Genomic DNA, 17297 nt, shown 5'->3' with positions numbered 1-17297 from the left:
GCTGCTGCCTCATTTTCAGGAATACCATTCGCTATGGGGAAAACCCTGTTCATCCTCATGGGTGAGTCCCCCACAGTGCACATCGAACTTCCGACCACCGTCACAGGAACCGCCATGCCGTCGAACCGCCCCACCACCCCAGCCGCCGCGATGCTGAGCCGCCGGCAACTCGTCGCCGCCGGCCTGCTGCTGCCCGCGCTGGGCCGCGCCCAGACCGCGTGGCAGCCCACCAAGCCGATCCGCATCGTCTGCGCCCAGGCCCCGGGCGCGTCCACCGATGCCACGGCGCGCGCCTACTCGGACTACTTCTCGCAGAAACTGGGCGTGCCGGTGGTGGTGGAGAACAAGCCCGGCGGCGTCGGCATGGTCGCGGGCGAAGCGGTGGCGCGCTCGGCGCCGGACGGGCACACGCTCATCGTCACCCTGCAGAGCAGCATGGCCCAGGCGCCCGCCTTGCTGAAGAGGCCGGCCATCGATCCCGACAAGGACCTGGTGCCGATCGCGGCCATCGGCGTTGGCCCGGTGGTGGCGGTGCTGCACAAGGACTTCCCGGTCAACACGCTGGCTGACCTCATCGCCTACGCGAAGAAGAAGCCGGTGAACGTGGGCAACTACGCCCTCGGCTCGGGCTGGCAGATGATGCTCAGCCAGCTGGCCAAGGAAACCGGCGCCCAGTTCAACCTGGCCAACTACAAGGGCACGGGCGCGATGCTCAACGACCTGTATGCGGGCCACATCGACATGGGCGCGGGTTCGCTGGCCGGCCTGGGCGGCGGGCTGCAGAAGGGACTGGTCAAGCCGATCGCCATCGCGGTCGGGCAGCGCTCGAGCCGGCTGCCCGGCGTGCCCACCTGGACCGATGCGGGCTTCAAGGGCCCGATCTTCGAGGACCTGGCCGAGATGAACCTGCTGATGGCGCCCGCGGGCACGCCGCAGGTCGTGATCGACACGCTCGCGCGCCTGGTGCAGTCCTCCATCACGGACTCGCCCCGCGTGAAGTCGGTGCGCGAGACGCTCTCGGCCGAGGACACGCCGCTGGTCGGCGCCGAGCTGCGCACCTTCATCGGCCGCTCCTGGCCCACCTACCGCCGGGTCACCCGCGAGATGGGCATCTCGGCCGACTGACGTGCCGCCGGCGCGGCGGCGGGTTCCAGGCCGTTGAGCTCGGGCCCTCTTTCGCCGCGCGTGCCATCCGCCGCGCTCGGGCCTAAAGTGTGGCGATGGACGCCGATCCCTTCGACCTCGAGCGCTTCGTCGCCGCGCAGGATCCGGTCTGGCCCGCCGTGATGGCCGAACTGCAGGCCGGCGACAAGCAGAGCCACTGGATGTGGTACGTGTTCCCGCAGCTGCGCGAGCTGGGGCGCAGCGCCATGGCCAGGCGCTACGGGCTCTCGGGACGGGGCGAAGCGATGGCGTACCTCGAGCATCCGGTGCTGGGCCCGCGCCTGCGCGGCTGCTGCGAGACGCTGCTGCGGCTGAATGGCCGCACCGCGCTGGAGATCTTCGGCGGCATCGACGCGATGAAGCTGCGCTCGTGCCTCACGCTGTTCGCCTCGGCCGCGCCGGGCGAGGCGCTGTTCGGGGACTGCCTGCGCAAGTACTTCGAGGGACAACCGGATCCACTGACCGTGGACCACCTGCGCTCCTGAGGGCGCAGTGGCAGCGGCGAGAGGCTGCTCCCGCCGCTGCTGCGTTGCTGGCCTTACGCGTCTTCGCCCTTGAACTTGCGCAGGCCCTTGAAGACGATGGGCGCGACCAGCGCCACGACGGCCAGCGCCAGCAGGGTGGCGGAGCCGCCGTGCTTGAAGAACACCCAGGGGTCGCCCAGGCTGATCTGCAGCGCGCGGCGGAACTGGTTCTCCGCCATCGGCCCCAGGATCAGGCCCACGATCATGGGCGCCAGCGGGTAGTCCCAGCAGCGCATCAGGTAGCCGGTGATGCCGAAGGCGACCAAGAGGCCCAGCTCGAAGGTCGACGGGTTGGCGGCCAGCGTGCCCATGGCGGCGAACACCAGGATGCCGCCGTACAGGTAGGGCTGCGGCACGGCCAGCAGCTTGACCCACAGGCCCACCAGCGGGAGGTTGAGCACCAGCAGCATCAGGTTGCCGATGAAGAAGCTGGCGATCAGGCCCCACACCAGGTCGGTGTTGGTGACGAACAGCAGCGGTCCGGGCACCAGCCCGTACTGCTGGAAGCCGGCCAGCAGCATGGCCGCGGTGGCGGACGTGGGCAGGCCCAGCGCGAGCAGCGGCACCAGCGTGCCGGTGGCGGCCGCGTTGTTGGCCGCCTCGGGGCCCGCGACGCCTTCGATCGCGCCCTGGCCGAACTGGTTGGGCTCGCGCGCCAGCTTGCGCTCGATGGTGTAGGACAGCAGCGTCGGCACTTCCGCGCCGCCGGCCGGCAGGGCGCCGATCGGGAAGCCCAGCCCGACGCCGCGCAGCCACGGCTTCCAGCTGCGGCGCCAGTCGTCCATCGTCATCCAGAGCGATCCGCGCACGGCCTCGACCGTCTCGGACGTGCCGTGGAAGCGCGAGGCGACGTACAGCGCCTCGCCCATCGCGAACAGGCCGACCGCCAGCGTGGTGACCGAGATGCCGTCCAGCAGCGCCGGGTTGCCGTACGCCAGCCGCGCCTGGCCGGTGAGCTTGTCGATGCCCACCAGGCCGAGCACCAGGCCGAGCGCCAGGCTGGTGACGCCGCGCAGCACCGAGGTGCCGAAGGTGGCCGACACCGTGACGAAGGCCAGCACCATCAGGCCGAAGTAGTCCCAGGGGCCGAAGCCGACGGCGAGTTCGACGATCCACGGCGCGAGCAGCGCCAGGCCGATGGTGGCCAGCGTGCCGGCCACGAAGGAGCCGATGGCGGCGGTGGCCAGCGCCGGGCCGCCGCGGCCGGCGCGGGCCATCTTGTGGCCCTCGATCGCGGTGGCGATGGAGGCGGCTTCACCCGGCGTGTTCAGCAGGATGGCGGTGGTGGAACTGCCGTACATGCCGCCGAAGTAGATGCCGGCGAACATGATGATGGAGCCGGTCGGGTCCAGCTTGAACGTGACCGGCAGCAGCAGCGCCACCGTCAGCGACGGGCTGATGCCCGGCAGGATGCCGACCAGCGTGCCGAGCAGCACGCCGATGCCGGCGAAGAGCAGGTTGCCCGGCTGGAGGGCGACGCCGATGCCGTGCAGCAGGGATTGGAGGGTTTCCATGGAGCGGCCTTCTTGTTCTTGTTGTCAGCGACTCATCCCAGCAGGCGCTCGAACGGCCCCATGGGCAGCGCCAGCGACAAGGCCTTGGTGAAGAAGAAGTAGACGGCCAGCGAGAGCACCAGGCCGATGGCCACGGGCTTGACCCCGATGCGCTCGCCGAAGCCGCGCGCCGTCAGCACGAACAGCCAGAGCGAGCTCAGGACGAACCCGGCGCCCAGCTCCAGCAGCACGATCTGGCCGACCAGCGCTGCCATCACGATGCCCAGCGAGCGGTGGTTGCCGACGTCGGTGGCGCTCACCAGCCCGGCCGCGCGGGCACGCCAGGCCGAGACCAGGTGCGCCAGGCCCAGGACGCCGATGATCACGCCCACCAGGCGCAGGGCGGCGGACGGCCCCACGCCCGTGGCCGGCGGGGGCGGCAGCCGCCCCGCGTCGAACCACAGGGCCACGGCCACCAGCAGCAGCGCGACGCCGATGCCGCACTGCGTCTGCCAGCGCGGGCCGGCCGTGGTGCCGGCTTCGCTCACTTGACCAGGCCGACGGAGGTCAGCACTTCCTTGACGCGCGCCTGGTCCTGCTTGAGGAAGGCGGCGAAGGCGTCGGCGTCCAGGTAGGCGTCATCCCAGCCGCGGGCCTTGAGCACCTTGTTCCACTCGTCCGACTTGAGCGCCTTGGTCACCGCGCCCGACAGCGCGGTCTTCTGCGCGGCCGAGATGCCGGGGCCGGCCACGATGCCGCGCCAGTTGAGCAGCTCGACGTCCAGGCCCTGCTCCTTGATGGTGGGCACGTCGACGCCCTGCATGCGCTTGCCGCCCGACATGCCCAGGGCGCGCAGCTTGCCGGCCTTGATCTGGCTTTCGAACTCGTTGTAGCCGGAGATGCCCGCCGTCACGCGGCCGCCCAGCATCTCGGCCAGCGCTTCGCCGCCGCCGGAGAAGGGCACGTAGTTCAGCTTGGTGGCGTCGCCGCCCGCGGCCTTGGAGACCAGGCCCGCGAGGATGTGGTCGGCGCCGCCGGCCGAGCCGCCCGCCCAGACCACCTTGGAGGTGTCGGCCTTCACGGCGGCGGCCAGGTCCTTCATGGTCTTGTGCGGCGAGTTCGCCGGCACCACCACCACCAGCTGGTCGGCCGTCAGGCGTGCGATCGGCGTGACCTGCTCGAGCGTGACGGGCGACTTGTTGGTGAGCACCGCGCCCACCATGGTGATGCCCATCACCATCATCTGGTTGCCGTCGCCCTTGGCCTGGTTGACGAACTGCGCCAGGCCCACGGTGCCGCCGGCGCCGGGCACGTTGACCACCTGCACGCTCTTGGCCGAGCCCGTGGCCGTCATCACCTGCTGCAGCGAACGCGCCGCGCCATCCCAGCCGCCGCCCGGGCCCGCCGGTGCGATCACCTTCAGCTCCATCGGCGCCTGGGCCGACACGGGCAGCGCGAAGGCCGCGGCAAGAAGGGCTGCAGCGGCAACGGCGCCGCGGCGGGTGAGAAGGTTCGTGTGCATGTTCGGGTCCTTTCAGGAATAAGCGCACCGCTGACCGGGGCTTGGTCAACGCAAATTGCATTTTGCACGAACAATGTGCAAAATCCGATCATGGTTAACACCAACGCCCCTTCCTTGGGCACGTTGCCCGTCGGAGCCGAGAACTTTACGGTAATCGACCTGCCCGCGCACTGCGGGGAAAAGCTGGCTCGGCTGCCCTGGGTGATGCGCCTGCTGCTGGAGAACGTGCTGCGCTGCGCGCCCGGTCCGGAGGGGCAGGCCGGGGCCGCCGCGCTGCTGGAATGGCTGGAGACCGGCAGCAGCGAGGTGGAGATCCCGTTCCAGCCCTCGCGCGTGCTGATGCACGACACCACCAGCACCCCGGCGCTGGTGGACATCGCCGCCATGCGCGACGAGCTCGCCGAGGCGGGGGTCGATCCCACCGTGCTTCGGCCGCAGCTGCCGGTGGACGTCTCGGTGGACCACTCGCTGGCCGTCGAGGTGTTCGGGCAGCCGGGCGCCATCGCCGCGAACATGCAGCACGAGATCCGCCGCAATGCCGAGCGCTACCGCTTCCTGCGCTGGGCCTCGCGCGCGCTGCCGGGCGTGCACGTCCACGCGCCGGGCACCGGGATCATGCACACCATGAACCTGGAGCAGCTGGCCACCGTGGTCACGACCGAGGAGCGCGAAGGCCGGGCCTGGCTGGTGCCCGACACCATGATCGGCACCGACAGCCACACGCCCATGGTCAACGGCATCGGCGTGCTGGGCTGGGGCGTCGGCGGTCTCGAAGCGCAGACCGTGATGTTCGGGCTGCCGACCATGCTCAAGATCCCCGACGTGGTGGGCGTGCGGCTGGTCGGCGCGCTGCGCCCCGGCGTGCTCGCGACCGACCTGGCCCTGGTGGTCACGCAGCGCCTGCGCCAGCTGGACGTGACGGGCGACTTCGTCGAGTTCTTCGGCCCCGGCGTGGGCACGCTGGCGGCGGGGGAGCGGTCCGTGATCGCCAACATGGCGCCCGAGTACGGTGCGACGACCGGCTACTTCCCGGTCGACGGACAGACGCTGCGCTACCTGCGCGAGACCGGTCGGAAGGAAGAAGCGGTCGAGCGCGTCGAGGCCTACGCGCGGCGCGTGGGCATCTGGTTCGATCCCGACGCGGATCCGCGCTACACGCGTTCGATCGAGATCGACCTGGCCACCGTGGACATGCACGTGGCCGGCCCGCGCCGGCCGCAGGACCTGCAGCGCTACAGCGAGCTGCGCGAGTTGCTCGGGCGCGAGGCGCTCCCGCCGCAGCCGGGCACGGGCGGGTTGCCCGATTTCCCGGTGGCGATCGCGGCCATCACGAGCTGCACCAACACGTCCGATCCAGGGCTGCTCATCGCGGCCGGCCTGGTGGCCCGCAAGGCGCGGGCGCGCGGGCTGACGCCGCCGCACTGGGTCAAGACCTCGCTGGCCCCGGGATCGCCGGCGGCACTGGCCTACCTGGAGCGCTCGGGCCTGCTCCCGGACCTGGAGGCGATGGGCTTCGGCATCGTCGGCTACGGCTGCACGACCTGCATCGGCAATCCGGGGCCGCTGACCGGGCCGGTGCGACAGGCCCAGGACGGCGGCTCGAGCCGCGCGGTCGCCATCCTCTCGGGCAACCGCAACTTCCCCGGGCGCGTTCACCCGGACATCGACCTGAGCTTCATCATGTCGCCGCCGCTGGCGGTGGCCCTGGGCCTGGCGGGCGACGCCAGGCGCAACCTGGAGACCGAGCCGGTCCAGCACGCGGCCGACGGCACGCCGGTGTTCCTGCGCGAGCTCTGGCCCACGCGCGAGGAAGTGCGCGGGCACCTGGAGCGCTCGCAGGACCCCGCGGACTACCAGCGCGAGTTCGCGCGCGCCGCCGGCAACCCCCTGTGGCTGGGCCTGAAGGCGCCCGAAGGCCCGCGCTTCCCCTGGGACCCGAAATCGACCGCGCTGCGCCGGCCGCCCTTCGCCTCGCGCAAGGCCGGCAGCCTGCTGGGCCGCTACACGGCGCATCCGCTGCTGGTGCTGGGCGACGACATCACCACCGACCACATCTCGCCGGCCAGCGCCATCCCGCCCGACAGCTTCGTCGCCGACTTCCTGGTCGAGCGCGGCGAGCGGCGCGAGGACCTGAACGTGTTCGCGTCCCGGCGCGGCAACTGGGAGGTGATGGTGCGCGCCGCCTTCTTCAACAAGTCGATGCGCAACCTGCTCGCGCCGCAAGCGCCGGTGGGGCACACGCTGCACGTGCCCTCGGGCGAGGTCCTGCCCGTGTGGCAGGCGGCGCAGCGCTACCAGGATGCGGGCGACGCCGTGGTCGTGCTCGCGGGCGAGCGCTACGGCATGGGCTCCTCGCGCGACTGGGCGGCCAAGGGCCAGCGGCTGCTGGGCATCCGGGCCGTGGTGGCGGTGAGCTTCGAGCGCATCCACCGCTCCAACCTGATCGGCATGGGCATCCTGCCGCTGCTGCTGCCGGCCGGCGTGACGCCGCAATCGCTGGACGTGCAGCCGGGCGACCGCATCGAGGTGCAGGCGCTGCCGCAGGACATCGCGCCGCGCGCGCCGGTGAAGGTGACGGTCGTGCGTTCCTCCGGGCAGAAGCTGGAGCTGCTGGCGCGCGCGGCCGTCGAGACGCAGCTGGAGGCTTCGCTGCTGCGCGAGGGCGGCGTGCTGCCCGCCATCCTGCACCGGACCCTGGAGGCCCAGCCCGCATGAGCCTGGCGCCCGCCCTGCCTTCGCAGATCCTCCAGCTGCTTCGCACGGAGGGCCTGGAGGTCGGCGCGCACCTGCCCGCGCAATGGCTGGCCGACCGGCTGCGCGTCTCGCGCTCGCCGGTCAACCAGGCGCTGGAGCAACTGCACGGGCGCGGCATGGTGCGGCGCGAGCCGAACCGCGGCTACTTCCTGGCCACCGACCCGGCGCAGGCCGACGTCGCGCCCGGCGCGGCAACCGACGGTTCGCAGGACAACCTGGTGACGCGCACCTACTTCCGCCTGGCCGACGACCGCCTGCGCGGCGAGCTGCCCGACACCTTCACCGAGGCGATGCTGCGGCGCCGCTACGGCCTCGCGCCCGCCCAGCTGCAGGCCGTGCTCACGCGCATCGCGCACGAGGGCTGGGGGCGCAAGAAACCGGGCTACGGCTGGGAGTTCTCGCCCATGCTCACCACGCCCGAGAGCCTGCTGCAGTCCTACCGCCTGCGGCTGGCCATCGAGCCGGCGGCGCTGCTGGAACCCGGCTACCGGCTGGAGCGCGCGGTGCTCGAGCGCTGCCGCGCGGCCGAGCTGCACCTCCTGGCCGGCGGCATCGAGACCGACTCCGCCGACCAGCTGCACGAGCGCGGCGTGCGCTTCCACGAATCGCTGGTGGAAGGCTCGGGCAACCCCTTCTTCATCGACACCATGCGGCGCGTCAACGGCGTGCGGCGGCTGCTGTCGTACCGGTCCATGCAGGACCGCTCGCGCTACCAGGAGCACTGCCGCCAGCACCTGCAGCTGCTGGACCTGCTGGAGCGCGAACGCAACGAGGATGCGGCGCAGGCCATGCGAGAGCACCTGGGCAGCACCCTGCGCAACCTCGCGCGCATCTCCGAGATCCTGAAGCAAGAAAAAGGAGTCCCCGCTTGACCCCCGCAGCCGACACCGTCCGGGCGTTCACGCCCACCGGGCGCCTTCGCGCATCGATCAACACCGGCAACCCGATCCTCGCGGCGGCCGACCCGGACCACGGCGCGCGCGGCGTCTCGGTGGACCTGGCGCGAGGCTTCGCGCAGCGACTGGGCGTGGATCTCGAACTCGTGGTCTTCGACACGGCGGGCAAGTCGGTCGACGCGGTCACCAGCGAGGCGGCCGACATCGGCTTCTTCGCGATCGATCCCAAGCGCGGCGAGGGCATCCACTTCACGGCGCCCTACGTCCTCATCGAAGGCTGCTACGCGGTCCGCGACGACTCGCCCCTGCGGTCGAACGAGGAAGTGGACCGCGCCGGCCTGCGCGTGGTCGTCGGCCAGGGCAGCGCCTACGACCTCTTCCTCACGCGCGAGCTGAAGGCCGCCGGGATCGTGCGCGCGCCCAGCTCGCCGGCGGTGGTCGAGCACTTCCTGCAGGAGAAAGCCGACGTCGCCGCCGGGGTCAAGCAGCAGCTGGAGGCCGACGCGGCCCGGCGGGGCGGCCTGCGGCTTCTGCCCGGCCGCTTCATGGTGATCCAGCAGGCGATGGGCTGCCCGCGCAGCCGTGGCGAGGCGGCGGCCACCGAACTGCGTGCGTATGTCGAGGACATGAAGCGCAGCGGTTTCGTCGCCGACGCGCTGGCGCGTCACGGCATCAGCGGCGCGACGGTCGCGCCTGCCGCCTAGTCCGGCCGAACGCGTCCGCGCGGGACGCGCAGAATATTTCCCTGGCCTGTCACAGACCGCCGCCTCCGGCCGTCTGGAAGGGGAACGACCAGGAGTCCCGCATGTCCGCCACCGCCACCGACACGACCTTCGAGCCCCTGCGTCCCCGGCTGTTCGGGATCGCCTACCGGATGCTCGGCGTGCGCGCGGACGCCGAGGACGTGGTGCAGGAGGCCTGGCTGCGCTGGCAGGCCGCCGACACGGCCAGCCTGCAGTCGGCGCAGGCGTGGCTGGTGACCGTCACCACGCGCCTGGCCATCGACCGGCTGCGCGCCGCCAAGGTCGAGCGCGAAGCCTACGTGGGCTGGTGGCTGCCCGAGCCGCTGGTGGAGGTGGACGAGCGCACGCCCGAGGCCGCGGCCGAACTGGCCGGCGACCTGTCGGTGGCGTTCCTGCACCTGCTGGAGCGCCTGGCGCCGGAGGAGCGCGCCGCGTTCCTGCTGCGGCAGGTGTTCGACTACGACTACCCCGAGATCGCCGGCATCCTCGACAAGAGCGAGGCCGCGGTGCGGCAGTCGGTGCACCGCGCGGCCGAGCGCGTGAAGGCCGGGCGGCCGCGGTTCCAGGTGCCCGCCGGGACCCACCTGCGCCTGCTGGAGAAGTTCGTGCTCGCCGCGCGCACCGGGGAGCGCTCCGCGATCCGGGCGCTGCTGGACGAGAACGCCCAGGCCATCGGCGACGGCGGGGGCAAGGTGCCCTCGGTGCCGCGCGGCCTGCAGGGCGCCGATCGCGTCACCAACCTGTACTGGGCCCATTCGATCAAGTACGGGCCGCGCATGGACTACCGCATCGCCACCATCAATGGCGAGCCGGGCCTGCTTCGCTACGTGGACGGCCAGCTCGAATCGGCCCAGGCCGTGGTGACGGACGGCGCCCGCATCATGTCCATCTTCGTGGTGCGCAACCCGGACAAGCTGGTGAACATCGGCCGATAGGCGGCGGGCTGTCACAGGCGGCCGCGGCGCCGCGTCTTGGAAGGGTGATCCCCCTTCAACCCACCCACGACAAGGAGCCTTCGATGTCCGCCCCCCGCCTGAATTACCACGCGCTCGCGCCCAAGGCCGCCAAGGCGCTGGCCCAGCTCTCGTTCGCCGCCGGCGGCACCCTGGACAAGCGCCTGAGGGAACTGGTGAACCTGCGCATCAGCCAGATCAACGGCTGCGCGTTCTGCATCGACATGCACTGGGCCGACCTGCTCCAGCAGGGCATGGAGGCGCGCCACATCAACGCCGTGGCCGGCTGGCGCGAGGCGCAGCGCTTCTTCGGCGAAGCCGAGCGCGCGGCCCTGAACTGGGCGGAAGCGGTCAACGCCGTCCCGCACCGCGTGCCCAGCGAAGCGGACTTCGAAGCCATCCGCAGCCACTTCACCGACGCCCAGATCGCCGAGCTGACTTTCGCGGTCGGCGCCATCCGTTCGTGGAACATGCTCAACGCCAGCTTCCACATGCCGGTGCCCGAGACGCCCTACGTCGCCGGCTGAGCTGGCGCACTACAGCCAGGAGGCGGCCTTTCACCCGAATGGGGGATGACTCCAGACAGGTCATGGGCCTAGCCTCCTTGCATGGAGCGCATCGCCGGCCCTCTACGGGGCCACTACCTTGCCGTGTACACGGTCGAGAGCCACGACGGGCACTACGCCTACGCCAAGGTCTGCGCGGGCAAGCCCGAGTCGCCGTGGGACGGCACGCCCGTCGTCTGGAAGGTCGCGGCGGGTCCCTGCCCGACGCAGGAGTCGGCGCTGCAGATGGTGCTGGAGAAGGCCGAGCGCGAGCTGATCGAGGCATCGGAGTGGCAGGTGCTCTGGGAGGCCGGCAAGTCCTGAGCGACGGTGCCCGCTGCGCGGCGGTGGCGCCGAGAATTTAGTGTCCCCAGCGCGCGCCGACGGCCCAGAATGGGGGCTATCGCAGGCGAATCCGGGCGCCCCGGCGCCGCCTGCGCGAACCGCGCGCGGAAGGATCCCATGCCTTCTCCTGACCATGCCGAAACCCTGGTGGAGCGCCTGGCGTCCGCCATCCACCGGTTCGAGGCCGCCACGCTGGTGGCGATGCAGGGCAGGAGCTTCCGCGAGCTGGTCGGGCTGCTGGCCGAGGTGCGCCAGGCGTTCGACATGGACGTCGCCTTCGTCGCCCGCTTCACCGAAGGGCGCCGCGTCTTCAAGGCGATCAGCGCAGACGCCGAGCATCCCGAGGGCCTGGTCGTCAATGGCTCCGACCCGCTGGTGGACACCTACTGCAAGCTGGTGGTGGACGGCGACCTGCCCGCGGCCATCCCGGACGTGTCGGCGATCCCGCTGGCCGCCGATCTTCCGGTGACGTCGCGGCTGGACATCAAGTCCTACCTGAGCGTGCCCATCATCATGAAAGGCGGCGGCGTGTTCGGCACGCTGTGCTGCTTCAGCCACCAGACGCGGCAGGGGCTGGGCGCCCGCCACGTGGACGTGCTCAAGGCGGTCGCGGACGTCATCGGCGAGGGCATCGCCCGCGACGAGGACCTGCGCGAGTCGCTCGCGTAGGTCCACTCCGGCGCCGGCTCAGCGCCAGGCCGCGATCGCGAAGATGACCAGGCCGGCCGCGGCGATGGCGCCGTGGGTCAGCACCAGCCAGGCCGGCAGTTCGATGCCCTTCACGTGGTAGCCCAGGTTCAGCACGATGCCGCCGAGCGCCGCGCCGGCCATCAGCAGGAGGCCGAGCCAGGCGCTGCCCGGCAGGCCAGCGGTGAATGCGGCGTACAGCACCAGCGTCAGGCCGGCGCCGGCCAGCAGGCCGTGCAGCATCGCCAGCCAGGCCGGCGGTTGCGGCCGTCCCGAGAACCTCATGATGGCCATGAGGACGCCGCCGGCGCCCGTCAGCGCCAGCACGATCACCGCGGTGCGCAACATCAGACCTGCTTCCATTTCGTTTCTCCTAGAAGGGCGGCCCTCAAGGCCGCCTGAAAGCCGACAGCGATGTGCTTGCACCGGGTGCCGTCGGGCGGGAACGCGTTGCCCGTCGCGAGAACGTGCGCCGCCTCAGTGAAGCGATGGTTGCGTCGTACCGCACGCAGATCCTCTCCAGCAGTCGGCCCGTGCGCATCGACGTGACCTCCACCAGCAGCACGCAGCAGTAGAAGGCGACGACGTGCAGCGGGGGACGGTCATGGTTCATGCGCACCTCCTTGGAGCATCGATTGTGGAAGCCGCGGGAGGCTCTTCCATTGCCCATGGCTCGACAGAGCTACAGCGAAAACCCTCTGCTCCAGCTCGACGTTCGCTGACGCGGCAGGTGCGGGTTCCAGGTTGAGCCAGAGTCCTACAGCTCAGCCTTGCGCCAGGTCGCAGCATGGGCCTGTATTCCACCGGAGAGAGACATGCCGAACGCCAAGCCTGCATGCAATCCCTGCAACCAGAACTGCGAGCAAGGACGCCGGTGTCCGGCCCGGCAGGCGGCGCCGACCTCCGAGATCGTCGCCAGGGTCGTGAAGCTGCTTCGGCGCCACCACTGGCCGCGTGCCGCTTCGCCGCACTGAGCGCGCGGACCCGAGCACCGCAAGCTCCGCCTACCCGCGGCTCCCGCCGGCCGCAGCCCCGGTCTTTCTTCCCCCGTCATTCCCGCGAAGGCGGGAATCCAGCGCTTGCGCCTTGAATCAGCGCGCTTCGCGCGCGCCTGGATCCCCGCCTTCGCGGGGATGACGGCATCGGGTGGATGACGGCATCGGGTGGATGCCGGCCACAAGCTCTGCCATACCCCTTCCCACTGTGTCAATCAACCTCACCGGCGATGGACGCGCGCGCCCCCATGCCCGACAAACAGGTCCGTTTCCACCACCCGCACGAGGCCCGCATGCACAACGTCGAACGAACCGCCTGGCGTCGCCGCCACTGGTTGAGCTTTTGCGTGTCCGCGCTCGTCGCGGCCTGCGGTGGGGGCGGCGAGGCCAGCGGGACGGCGGTGTGGGACGCCGGCGCCGGCTGGGACAACATGACCTGGAACTGAGGAGCCACCATGCAAGTTGCGCACATCTTTTCGCCGGGCTTTCCCGCCCGGTCGGTCGAGGTCAACGAGAACTTCAAGGCCCTGGCCGATGCGATCACCGCGCTCGAAGCGCGCGTCGGCGCGCTCGAAGGCGCCAGCCTGCCGGTGCCCGGCAACTACTTCCTCATGGGGTTCCAGACCGGCCTGATCCCGGCGGGGCAGCAGGCGGTGATCGAAGGCATCGTCTACACCGGCAGCGTCACGCTGCACGCCGGCGCGACGCCCGGCGGCGGTCCGGCCACGCTCACGCTGCGCGAGGCCAAGAACGAACTGCACGTGGGCGGCGAGATGGCGAGCCGCCGGTTCGTCGACGTGAACGAGACCATCGAGGCCTCCTGGACGTTGAACAGCGCCACCGGTGGGCTGGCGCTGATCCTGCCCGACGACCAGGGCCAGCCGCGCACCCTGCGGTTCGCGCGCGGCGCCAGCCGCCTTCACATCGGCAACCACCTGAACGCGACCGACGGTTCCACCGTCATGCTGTTCCTCATCCGCCAGGGCGCGTGACGCTCCGGTTGCGCTTGCGCGCCATGCATTCCCACGAGACCGTGACCAATCCTGGTGCGTTTTCGGCCGCGCCGCGGCAGGTTCCGTGCGCCCCCGCACGGATGGCGGGCCTGACTTAGGGACTTGCCTAGGTCAACTTGCTTGTATTTGTAGCGCGGCTGTTTATATTGAACTGCCGAGCCAAGTGCTGGAGGGTGACCATGTTGACCCGCTTCAGGACCTACGCGGTATTCAAGACCAAGCTGGAACCCAAGCCCGCCAGGCCGCATGGCGGGCAGGGCGCGGCAAGCGTCATCCCGTACATGCGGGCCGACGAGGAGTCCCGCATCCTGGCGGGCCATCCGGAAACCTGCGAGCCCTGGTCGATCTTCGGACCGACCGAGGAGGCGGACCTCCCGGTCCGCCCCAGCTAGAACGAAGCGCCGGGCCGCAAGGCCGCCCGGCGCGCGCGACTTCAGTTCGCCGCGAAGCAGTAGAAGCGGCCCGATCCCCCGGTGCGCACCAGCGCCTCCTGGCTGCATCCCGCCGATTGGTGCGAGAAGTTCCACGACTTCGACCAGGCGTCCTGCGTCGGGCCGGCGCGGTCATGGTGGCCCACGATGGCCGACCCTTCCGTGCTGCTGGTCCAGGCCTTGCAGGTGGTGTCGGTCTGCGGCGCGAAGGCGGTGCCGTCGTCGCGCGAGCCGGTCAGGATGTCGTGCTCGTTCGGCGTTTCCCCTCGCGCCCGCACGGCGCCGCCACGCTCGTCGAGCGCCGTTTCCTTGGTGATGGTGTTGCCGCTGTGGAGGTGGTTCACGTCGCGGGCGATCAGCGCGCCCTTGGCGTTGTGCCAGGGGCCCTTGCCGATGCGGTCGCGCGCATGCACGGCCGCCACGGCCGGCGTCGAGCCGGCCGCCAGGGTGGGCGGCGTGCTCAGGTAGGCGCGCCAGGCGCGGCTGCCGGCACCCGCCGCGGCGGCCAGCTTCTGGCAATGCGCATCCGCCCCGGCGAGGCCACCGAGGTCGCCGCCCTTGCCGCTGCCGACGCTGGTGATGAAGAAACTCATCGGACCCGTGGAGGCGCCGCCCGAGGCCGCCGGGCCCGAAGCCGAGGGAGTGGAGCAGGCCGCCAGCAGCACGAGGCTGCCGACCGTGGCCAGAGTGAAAGCGTTGCGCATACGTGACCCTTCTTCGTTGGTATGGGAGTCCGCATTACGCAGCATCGAATTCGGCGCTGCCACGAGGGAGTTCCCCTAATCGGCGGCCATCACGCTGCGATCGGCGCTCATCCGCAGCGCATCCGGCTGCGGTGAACGGAAGAGCCTCCGCCCGCGCCGCGACCGGCCCGGGCACGCTACCCTCGCTCATGCCCGCGCCCCGCACCTTCAAACTGGAATTCCAGCCCGCGCTGGACGACGCCAAGGGCCGCAAGGAACTGCGCGACGGCCTGTCGACCGTGCTGCAGATCGGCCGCACGCTCTGGGTGGCCAACGACGAATCGGCCAGCGTGGAAAGACTGACGGTGGCCGAGGGCCGCGCCGCGGAGCACGTGCAGTTCCCGTTGCGCGAGGTGCTGGACCTGCCCACCGAAGGCCGCAAGGACGACACGCCGGAGATCGACATCGAAGGCATGGACCGGGCCGACGGCTACCTCTGGGTCGTGGGCTCGCACAGCCTCAAGCGCTGCAAGGTCCACGCTGGAGACCCCGTCGCCCGGTCGGTCAAGCGCCTGGGCCGGCTGGAGGCGCAGGCCAACCGCTTCCTGCTGGCGCGCATCCCGATGCAGGAGCGTGACGGCCTGCCGGTCCTGGTGCGCAAGGACAAGCCGCGGCGCGCGCAGCGGCTGCGCGGCGATGCGCAAGGCAACGACCTCACCCGGCTGCTGCGCAAGGACAAGCACCTGGCGCCCTTCATCGGCCTGCCCGGCAAGGAGAACGGCTTCGACGTGGAAGGCCTGGCCGTGGTGGGCGAACGCCTCTTCCTCGGCCTGCGGGGGCCCGTGCTGCGCGGCTGGGCGATGGTGCTGGAGCTGCGGCCGGTGGACGACGGCCGCTGGCTGAAGCTCGATCCGGTCGACGGCCGCAAGGGGCCGCGCGTGCGCAAGCACTTCCTGCAGCTGCAGGGACTGGGCGTGCGCGACCTGTGCCTGCAGGGCGAGGACCTGCTGCTCCTGGCCGGCCCCACCATGGGCCTGGACGGGCCGGTGCGCGTCCTGCGGTGGCGCGGCGCGGCCCGCTGCGAAGACTCCTGCGTGCTGGAGGCCGAGGCACTGGAGCACGTGCTGGACATCCCGTTCGGCCGCGGCTGCGACCACGCCGAGGGCCTGGCGCTGTTCCGTCCCGATGGGGAAGGCGATCCTTCGCTGCTGGTGGTCTACGACAGCCCGGCGCCGCGGCGGCAGGTCGGCGCCAGCAGCCTCAAGGCGGACGTGTTCGAGCTGCCCGCCTGAACGCTCATTGGAACCTGCGTGCTGCGCACTGCGGTGCGAGCCGCTTCGGGCGGCCGGGCGCGGCTCACGCGCCCTCGTGGACCAGGATGGCGGCGGCCAGGTCTTCCAGCGCGGTGCCCACCGACTTGAACACGGTGCGCTCATCGGCGTCGCGGCGGCCGCTCGCCTGCCCGCGGCTGAGCGCCGCGAGCGTGCCGCGCACGTCCTGCGGCCCGAAGACGCCGCGCGACATCGGGCCGAGCAGCTCGCCGCTCTTCTTGAGCGCCTCCTCGGTGTCGACGTGGAGGGCCGCGTCCGCGAAGCAGGCGTCGTCGGCCTCGCGCATGGCGGGCGTGAAGCTGCCGATCAGGTCCAGGTGCGAGCCGGGCGCCAGCCATTCGCCGTGCACCACCGGCTCGGTGGCCAGCGTCGCGCAGCTGACGATGTCGGCCGCGCGGCAGGCCGCCGGCAGGTCGGTGACGGCGCGCGCGGGCAGGCCGTCCTGTTGCAGCCGCGTGGCCAGCGCCCGGGCCTTGGCCGCATCGCGCGCCCAGATGCCCACGTCGTCGATGTCGCGCACGGCCCGGTAGGCGGCCGGCAGCAATCGCGCGACCTGGCCGGCGCCCACCACGAGCAGGCGGCGCGCGTCCGTCCTCGCGAGCCAGCGGGCCGCCAGCGCGGATGCGGCGGCCGTGCGGCGGTGCGTGATCGCGTCGCCATCCATCAGCGCCAGCGGCACGCCGGTGCTGCCGTCGTACAGAACGTAGATGGCGTGCAGGCCGGGCAGGCCGCGGGCGGCGTTGCCGGGCGCGATGTTGATGGTCTTGATGCCGTAGTACCGGCCCGGCACCCAGGCCGGCATGATCAGCGAGGTGAAGGCCGCGCCACCGGGCACCGGCACTTCGTGCACGTGCCGCGGCGGCACCTCGCAACCTTGCGCGAACAGGGCCTGCAGCGCGGGCACCAGGCGGTCGAAGGGCAGGGCGGCGGCGGTCGCGGTGGCGTCGAAGATCTTCATGGGATGGTGGATCGCGCGCAGGATACCGTGCAGCACGACAAAGGCCCTGCTGCCCTTGCCGGATTGCGAAAGCATGTGCGTGGCGTGCGGGGGCATACTGATGCCCATGCCGTGCCGCAGCACCTGTCCCGCCATCGTCCCTCCGCAAGCGCGGGGGTGGTGGCTTGCTGCCCCGCTCCGACTGGCCCGGCGGCCTCCTGCTCTTCATTGACGCGCCACCCTCTCCGCCGGGCCCTGGCCTCGGCGCATCGAAAAGGAGC

The 17297-nt window shown here is 71.2% G+C and carries 20 protein-coding genes; 13 read left to right on the top strand and 7 right to left on the bottom strand.

Annotation, left to right across the window (positions count from 1 at the left end; genetic code table 11):
* Nucleotides 1-114: 114 nt before the first annotated feature.
* Together ASG30_RS02570 and ASG30_RS02565 are read left to right on the top strand one after the other, a co-directional pair.
* Nucleotides 115-1125: a Bug family tripartite tricarboxylate transporter substrate binding protein gene (locus ASG30_RS02570; protein WP_055892186.1), complete on the top strand. Its 1011-nt coding sequence runs from the start codon at nt 115-117 to the stop codon at nt 1123-1125.
* A gap of 95 nt (nt 1126-1220) precedes the next feature.
* Entirely contained in the window at nt 1221-1649 is a 429-nt protein-coding gene (locus ASG30_RS02565) for a DUF1810 domain-containing protein (RefSeq protein WP_055892184.1), read from the top strand.
* A gap of 53 nt (nt 1650-1702) precedes the next feature.
* Here the strand turns inward: ASG30_RS02565 and ASG30_RS02560 are convergent, their stop codons facing one another.
* From ASG30_RS02560 to ASG30_RS02550, 3 genes are read right to left on the bottom strand one after another with little or no spacing between them, the layout of a single operon-like run.
* Nucleotides 1703-3202, bottom strand: coding sequence for a tripartite tricarboxylate transporter permease (locus ASG30_RS02560; RefSeq protein WP_055892180.1), 1500 nt, complete (start codon nt 3200-3202; stop codon nt 1703-1705).
* Between the two features lie 32 nt (nt 3203-3234).
* A complete protein-coding gene (locus ASG30_RS02555) occupies nt 3235-3729 on the bottom strand; it encodes a tripartite tricarboxylate transporter TctB family protein (protein WP_055892176.1) in 495 nt (164 codons plus the stop codon).
* A complete protein-coding gene (locus ASG30_RS02550; RefSeq protein ID WP_055892174.1) occupies nt 3726-4703 on the bottom strand; it encodes a Bug family tripartite tricarboxylate transporter substrate binding protein in 978 nt (325 codons plus the stop codon). Before ASG30_RS02550 ends, ASG30_RS02555 begins: the two co-directional genes overlap by 4 nt.
* Before the next feature lie 90 nt (nt 4704-4793).
* On the opposite strand from ASG30_RS02550, the gene ASG30_RS02545 reads away from it, so the two are divergent.
* The 7 genes from ASG30_RS02545 (at nt 4794) to ASG30_RS02515 (ending at nt 11608) form a co-directional block, all read left to right on the top strand.
* Nucleotides 4794-7418 carry an aconitate hydratase AcnA gene (locus tag ASG30_RS02545; RefSeq protein WP_082521843.1) on the top strand — a complete coding sequence of 875 codons (2625 nt, stop codon included), beginning with the start codon at nt 4794-4796 and terminating at the stop codon, nt 7416-7418.
* On the top strand, nt 7415-8329 hold the full coding sequence (locus ASG30_RS02540) for a GntR family transcriptional regulator (protein ID WP_055892167.1): 915 nt from the start codon (nt 7415-7417) through the stop codon (nt 8327-8329). The genes ASG30_RS02545 and ASG30_RS02540 overlap by 4 nt, the downstream gene beginning before the upstream one ends.
* Nucleotides 8326-9057: an ABC transporter substrate-binding protein gene (locus ASG30_RS02535; RefSeq protein WP_055892164.1), complete on the top strand. Its 732-nt coding sequence runs from the start codon at nt 8326-8328 to the stop codon at nt 9055-9057. The genes ASG30_RS02540 and ASG30_RS02535 overlap by 4 nt, the downstream gene beginning before the upstream one ends.
* Nucleotides 9058-9158: 101 nt before the next feature.
* Nucleotides 9159-10031 carry an RNA polymerase sigma-70 factor gene (locus ASG30_RS02530; protein ID WP_055892161.1) on the top strand — a complete coding sequence of 291 codons (873 nt, stop codon included), beginning with the start codon at nt 9159-9161 and terminating at the stop codon, nt 10029-10031.
* A gap of 83 nt (nt 10032-10114) precedes the next feature.
* Nucleotides 10115-10576, top strand: a complete 462-nt coding sequence (locus tag ASG30_RS02525; RefSeq protein WP_055892157.1) for a carboxymuconolactone decarboxylase family protein — start codon at nt 10115-10117, stop codon at nt 10574-10576.
* Nucleotides 10577-10657: 81 nt separating this feature from the next.
* A complete protein-coding gene (locus ASG30_RS02520) occupies nt 10658-10918 on the top strand; it encodes a hypothetical protein (protein WP_055892155.1) in 261 nt (86 codons plus the stop codon).
* 138 nt (nt 10919-11056) lie between these two features.
* A complete protein-coding gene (locus ASG30_RS02515) occupies nt 11057-11608 on the top strand; it encodes a GAF domain-containing protein (protein WP_055892152.1) in 552 nt (183 codons plus the stop codon).
* An 18-nt stretch (nt 11609-11626) separates the two neighbouring features.
* Here ASG30_RS02515 and ASG30_RS02510 read toward each other — a convergent pair whose 3' ends face one another.
* Both ASG30_RS02510 and ASG30_RS22355 read right to left on the bottom strand, forming a co-directional pair.
* Complete coding sequence (locus ASG30_RS02510; RefSeq protein WP_156385394.1) at nt 11627-11989, bottom strand: hypothetical protein; 363 nt, start codon at nt 11987-11989, stop codon at nt 11627-11629.
* A gap of 25 nt (nt 11990-12014) precedes the next feature.
* Nucleotides 12015-12239: a hypothetical protein gene (locus ASG30_RS22355; RefSeq protein WP_156385393.1), complete on the bottom strand. Its 225-nt coding sequence runs from the start codon at nt 12237-12239 to the stop codon at nt 12015-12017.
* 630 nt (nt 12240-12869) lie between these two features.
* On the opposite strand from ASG30_RS22355, the gene ASG30_RS02505 reads away from it, so the two are divergent.
* The 3 genes from ASG30_RS02505 (at nt 12870) to ASG30_RS02495 (ending at nt 14026) form a co-directional block, all read left to right on the top strand.
* On the top strand, nt 12870-13067 hold the full coding sequence (locus tag ASG30_RS02505) for a hypothetical protein (protein WP_156385391.1): 198 nt from the start codon (nt 12870-12872) through the stop codon (nt 13065-13067).
* 9 nt (nt 13068-13076) lie between these two features.
* The gene (locus tag ASG30_RS02500) at nt 13077-13613 is read left to right on the top strand and encodes a hypothetical protein (RefSeq protein ID WP_055892143.1); all 537 of its coding nucleotides are present in this window, start codon (nt 13077-13079) and stop codon (nt 13611-13613) included.
* A 200-nt stretch (nt 13614-13813) separates the two neighbouring features.
* On the top strand, nt 13814-14026 hold the full coding sequence (locus tag ASG30_RS02495; RefSeq protein ID WP_055892139.1) for a hypothetical protein: 213 nt from the start codon (nt 13814-13816) through the stop codon (nt 14024-14026).
* 41 nt (nt 14027-14067) lie between these two features.
* Here ASG30_RS02495 and ASG30_RS02490 read toward each other — a convergent pair whose 3' ends face one another.
* On the bottom strand, nt 14068-14769 hold the full coding sequence (locus tag ASG30_RS02490; RefSeq protein ID WP_055892131.1) for a hypothetical protein: 702 nt from the start codon (nt 14767-14769) through the stop codon (nt 14068-14070).
* A gap of 188 nt (nt 14770-14957) precedes the next feature.
* On the opposite strand from ASG30_RS02490, the gene ASG30_RS02485 reads away from it, so the two are divergent.
* The gene (locus ASG30_RS02485) at nt 14958-16040 is read left to right on the top strand and encodes a DUF3616 domain-containing protein (RefSeq protein WP_082521841.1); all 1083 of its coding nucleotides are present in this window, start codon (nt 14958-14960) and stop codon (nt 16038-16040) included.
* A gap of 64 nt (nt 16041-16104) precedes the next feature.
* On the opposite strand, the gene ASG30_RS02480 is transcribed toward ASG30_RS02485, so the two are convergent.
* Entirely contained in the window at nt 16105-17037 is a 933-nt protein-coding gene (locus tag ASG30_RS02480; protein WP_055892328.1) for an ornithine cyclodeaminase family protein, read from the bottom strand.
* Nucleotides 17038-17297 lie beyond the last annotated feature (260 nt).

Origin of the sequence: Ramlibacter sp. Leaf400, assembly GCF_001424545.1 — a bacterium.
Classification (GTDB): domain Bacteria; phylum Pseudomonadota; class Gammaproteobacteria; order Burkholderiales; family Burkholderiaceae_C; genus Ramlibacter.
The sequence above is the reverse complement of the archived record's forward strand: the minus strand, read 5'-3'. Positions and strand labels throughout refer to the sequence as shown.

What these genes read in the sequence shown, in the direction of transcription:
- ASG30_RS02495 (WP_055892139.1), top strand. Translation starts at nt 13,814, where the DNA reads ATGTTGACCCGCTTCAGGACCTACGCGGTATTCAAGACCAAGCTGGAA.
- ASG30_RS02540 (WP_055892167.1), top strand. Translation starts at nt 7,415, where the DNA reads ATGAGCCTGGCGCCCGCCCTGCCTTCGCAGATCCTCCAGCTGCTTCGC.
- ASG30_RS02480 (WP_055892328.1), bottom strand. Translation starts at nt 17,037, where the DNA reads ATGAAGATCTTCGACGCCACCGCGACCGCCGCCGCCCTGCCCTTCGAC.
- ASG30_RS02490 (WP_055892131.1), bottom strand. Translation starts at nt 14,769, where the DNA reads ATGCGCAACGCTTTCACTCTGGCCACGGTCGGCAGCCTCGTGCTGCTG.
- ASG30_RS02565 (WP_055892184.1), top strand. Translation starts at nt 1,221, where the DNA reads ATGGACGCCGATCCCTTCGACCTCGAGCGCTTCGTCGCCGCGCAGGAT.
- ASG30_RS02485 (WP_082521841.1), top strand. Translation starts at nt 14,958, where the DNA reads ATGCCCGCGCCCCGCACCTTCAAACTGGAATTCCAGCCCGCGCTGGAC.
- ASG30_RS02505 (WP_156385391.1), top strand. Translation starts at nt 12,870, where the DNA reads ATGCCCGACAAACAGGTCCGTTTCCACCACCCGCACGAGGCCCGCATG.
- ASG30_RS02525 (WP_055892157.1), top strand. Translation starts at nt 10,115, where the DNA reads ATGTCCGCCCCCCGCCTGAATTACCACGCGCTCGCGCCCAAGGCCGCC.
- ASG30_RS02530 (WP_055892161.1), top strand. Translation starts at nt 9,159, where the DNA reads ATGTCCGCCACCGCCACCGACACGACCTTCGAGCCCCTGCGTCCCCGG.
- ASG30_RS02500 (WP_055892143.1), top strand. Translation starts at nt 13,077, where the DNA reads ATGCAAGTTGCGCACATCTTTTCGCCGGGCTTTCCCGCCCGGTCGGTC.
- ASG30_RS02550 (WP_055892174.1), bottom strand. Translation starts at nt 4,703, where the DNA reads ATGCACACGAACCTTCTCACCCGCCGCGGCGCCGTTGCCGCTGCAGCC.
- ASG30_RS22355 (WP_156385393.1), bottom strand. Translation starts at nt 12,239, where the DNA reads ATGAACCATGACCGTCCCCCGCTGCACGTCGTCGCCTTCTACTGCTGC.
- ASG30_RS02560 (WP_055892180.1), bottom strand. Translation starts at nt 3,202, where the DNA reads ATGGAAACCCTCCAATCCCTGCTGCACGGCATCGGCGTCGCCCTCCAG.
- ASG30_RS02510 (WP_156385394.1), bottom strand. Translation starts at nt 11,989, where the DNA reads ATGGAAGCAGGTCTGATGTTGCGCACCGCGGTGATCGTGCTGGCGCTG.
- ASG30_RS02515 (WP_055892152.1), top strand. Translation starts at nt 11,057, where the DNA reads ATGCCTTCTCCTGACCATGCCGAAACCCTGGTGGAGCGCCTGGCGTCC.
- ASG30_RS02570 (WP_055892186.1), top strand. Translation starts at nt 115, where the DNA reads ATGCCGTCGAACCGCCCCACCACCCCAGCCGCCGCGATGCTGAGCCGC.
- ASG30_RS02520 (WP_055892155.1), top strand. Translation starts at nt 10,658, where the DNA reads ATGGAGCGCATCGCCGGCCCTCTACGGGGCCACTACCTTGCCGTGTAC.
- ASG30_RS02545 (WP_082521843.1), top strand. Translation starts at nt 4,794, where the DNA reads ATGGTTAACACCAACGCCCCTTCCTTGGGCACGTTGCCCGTCGGAGCC.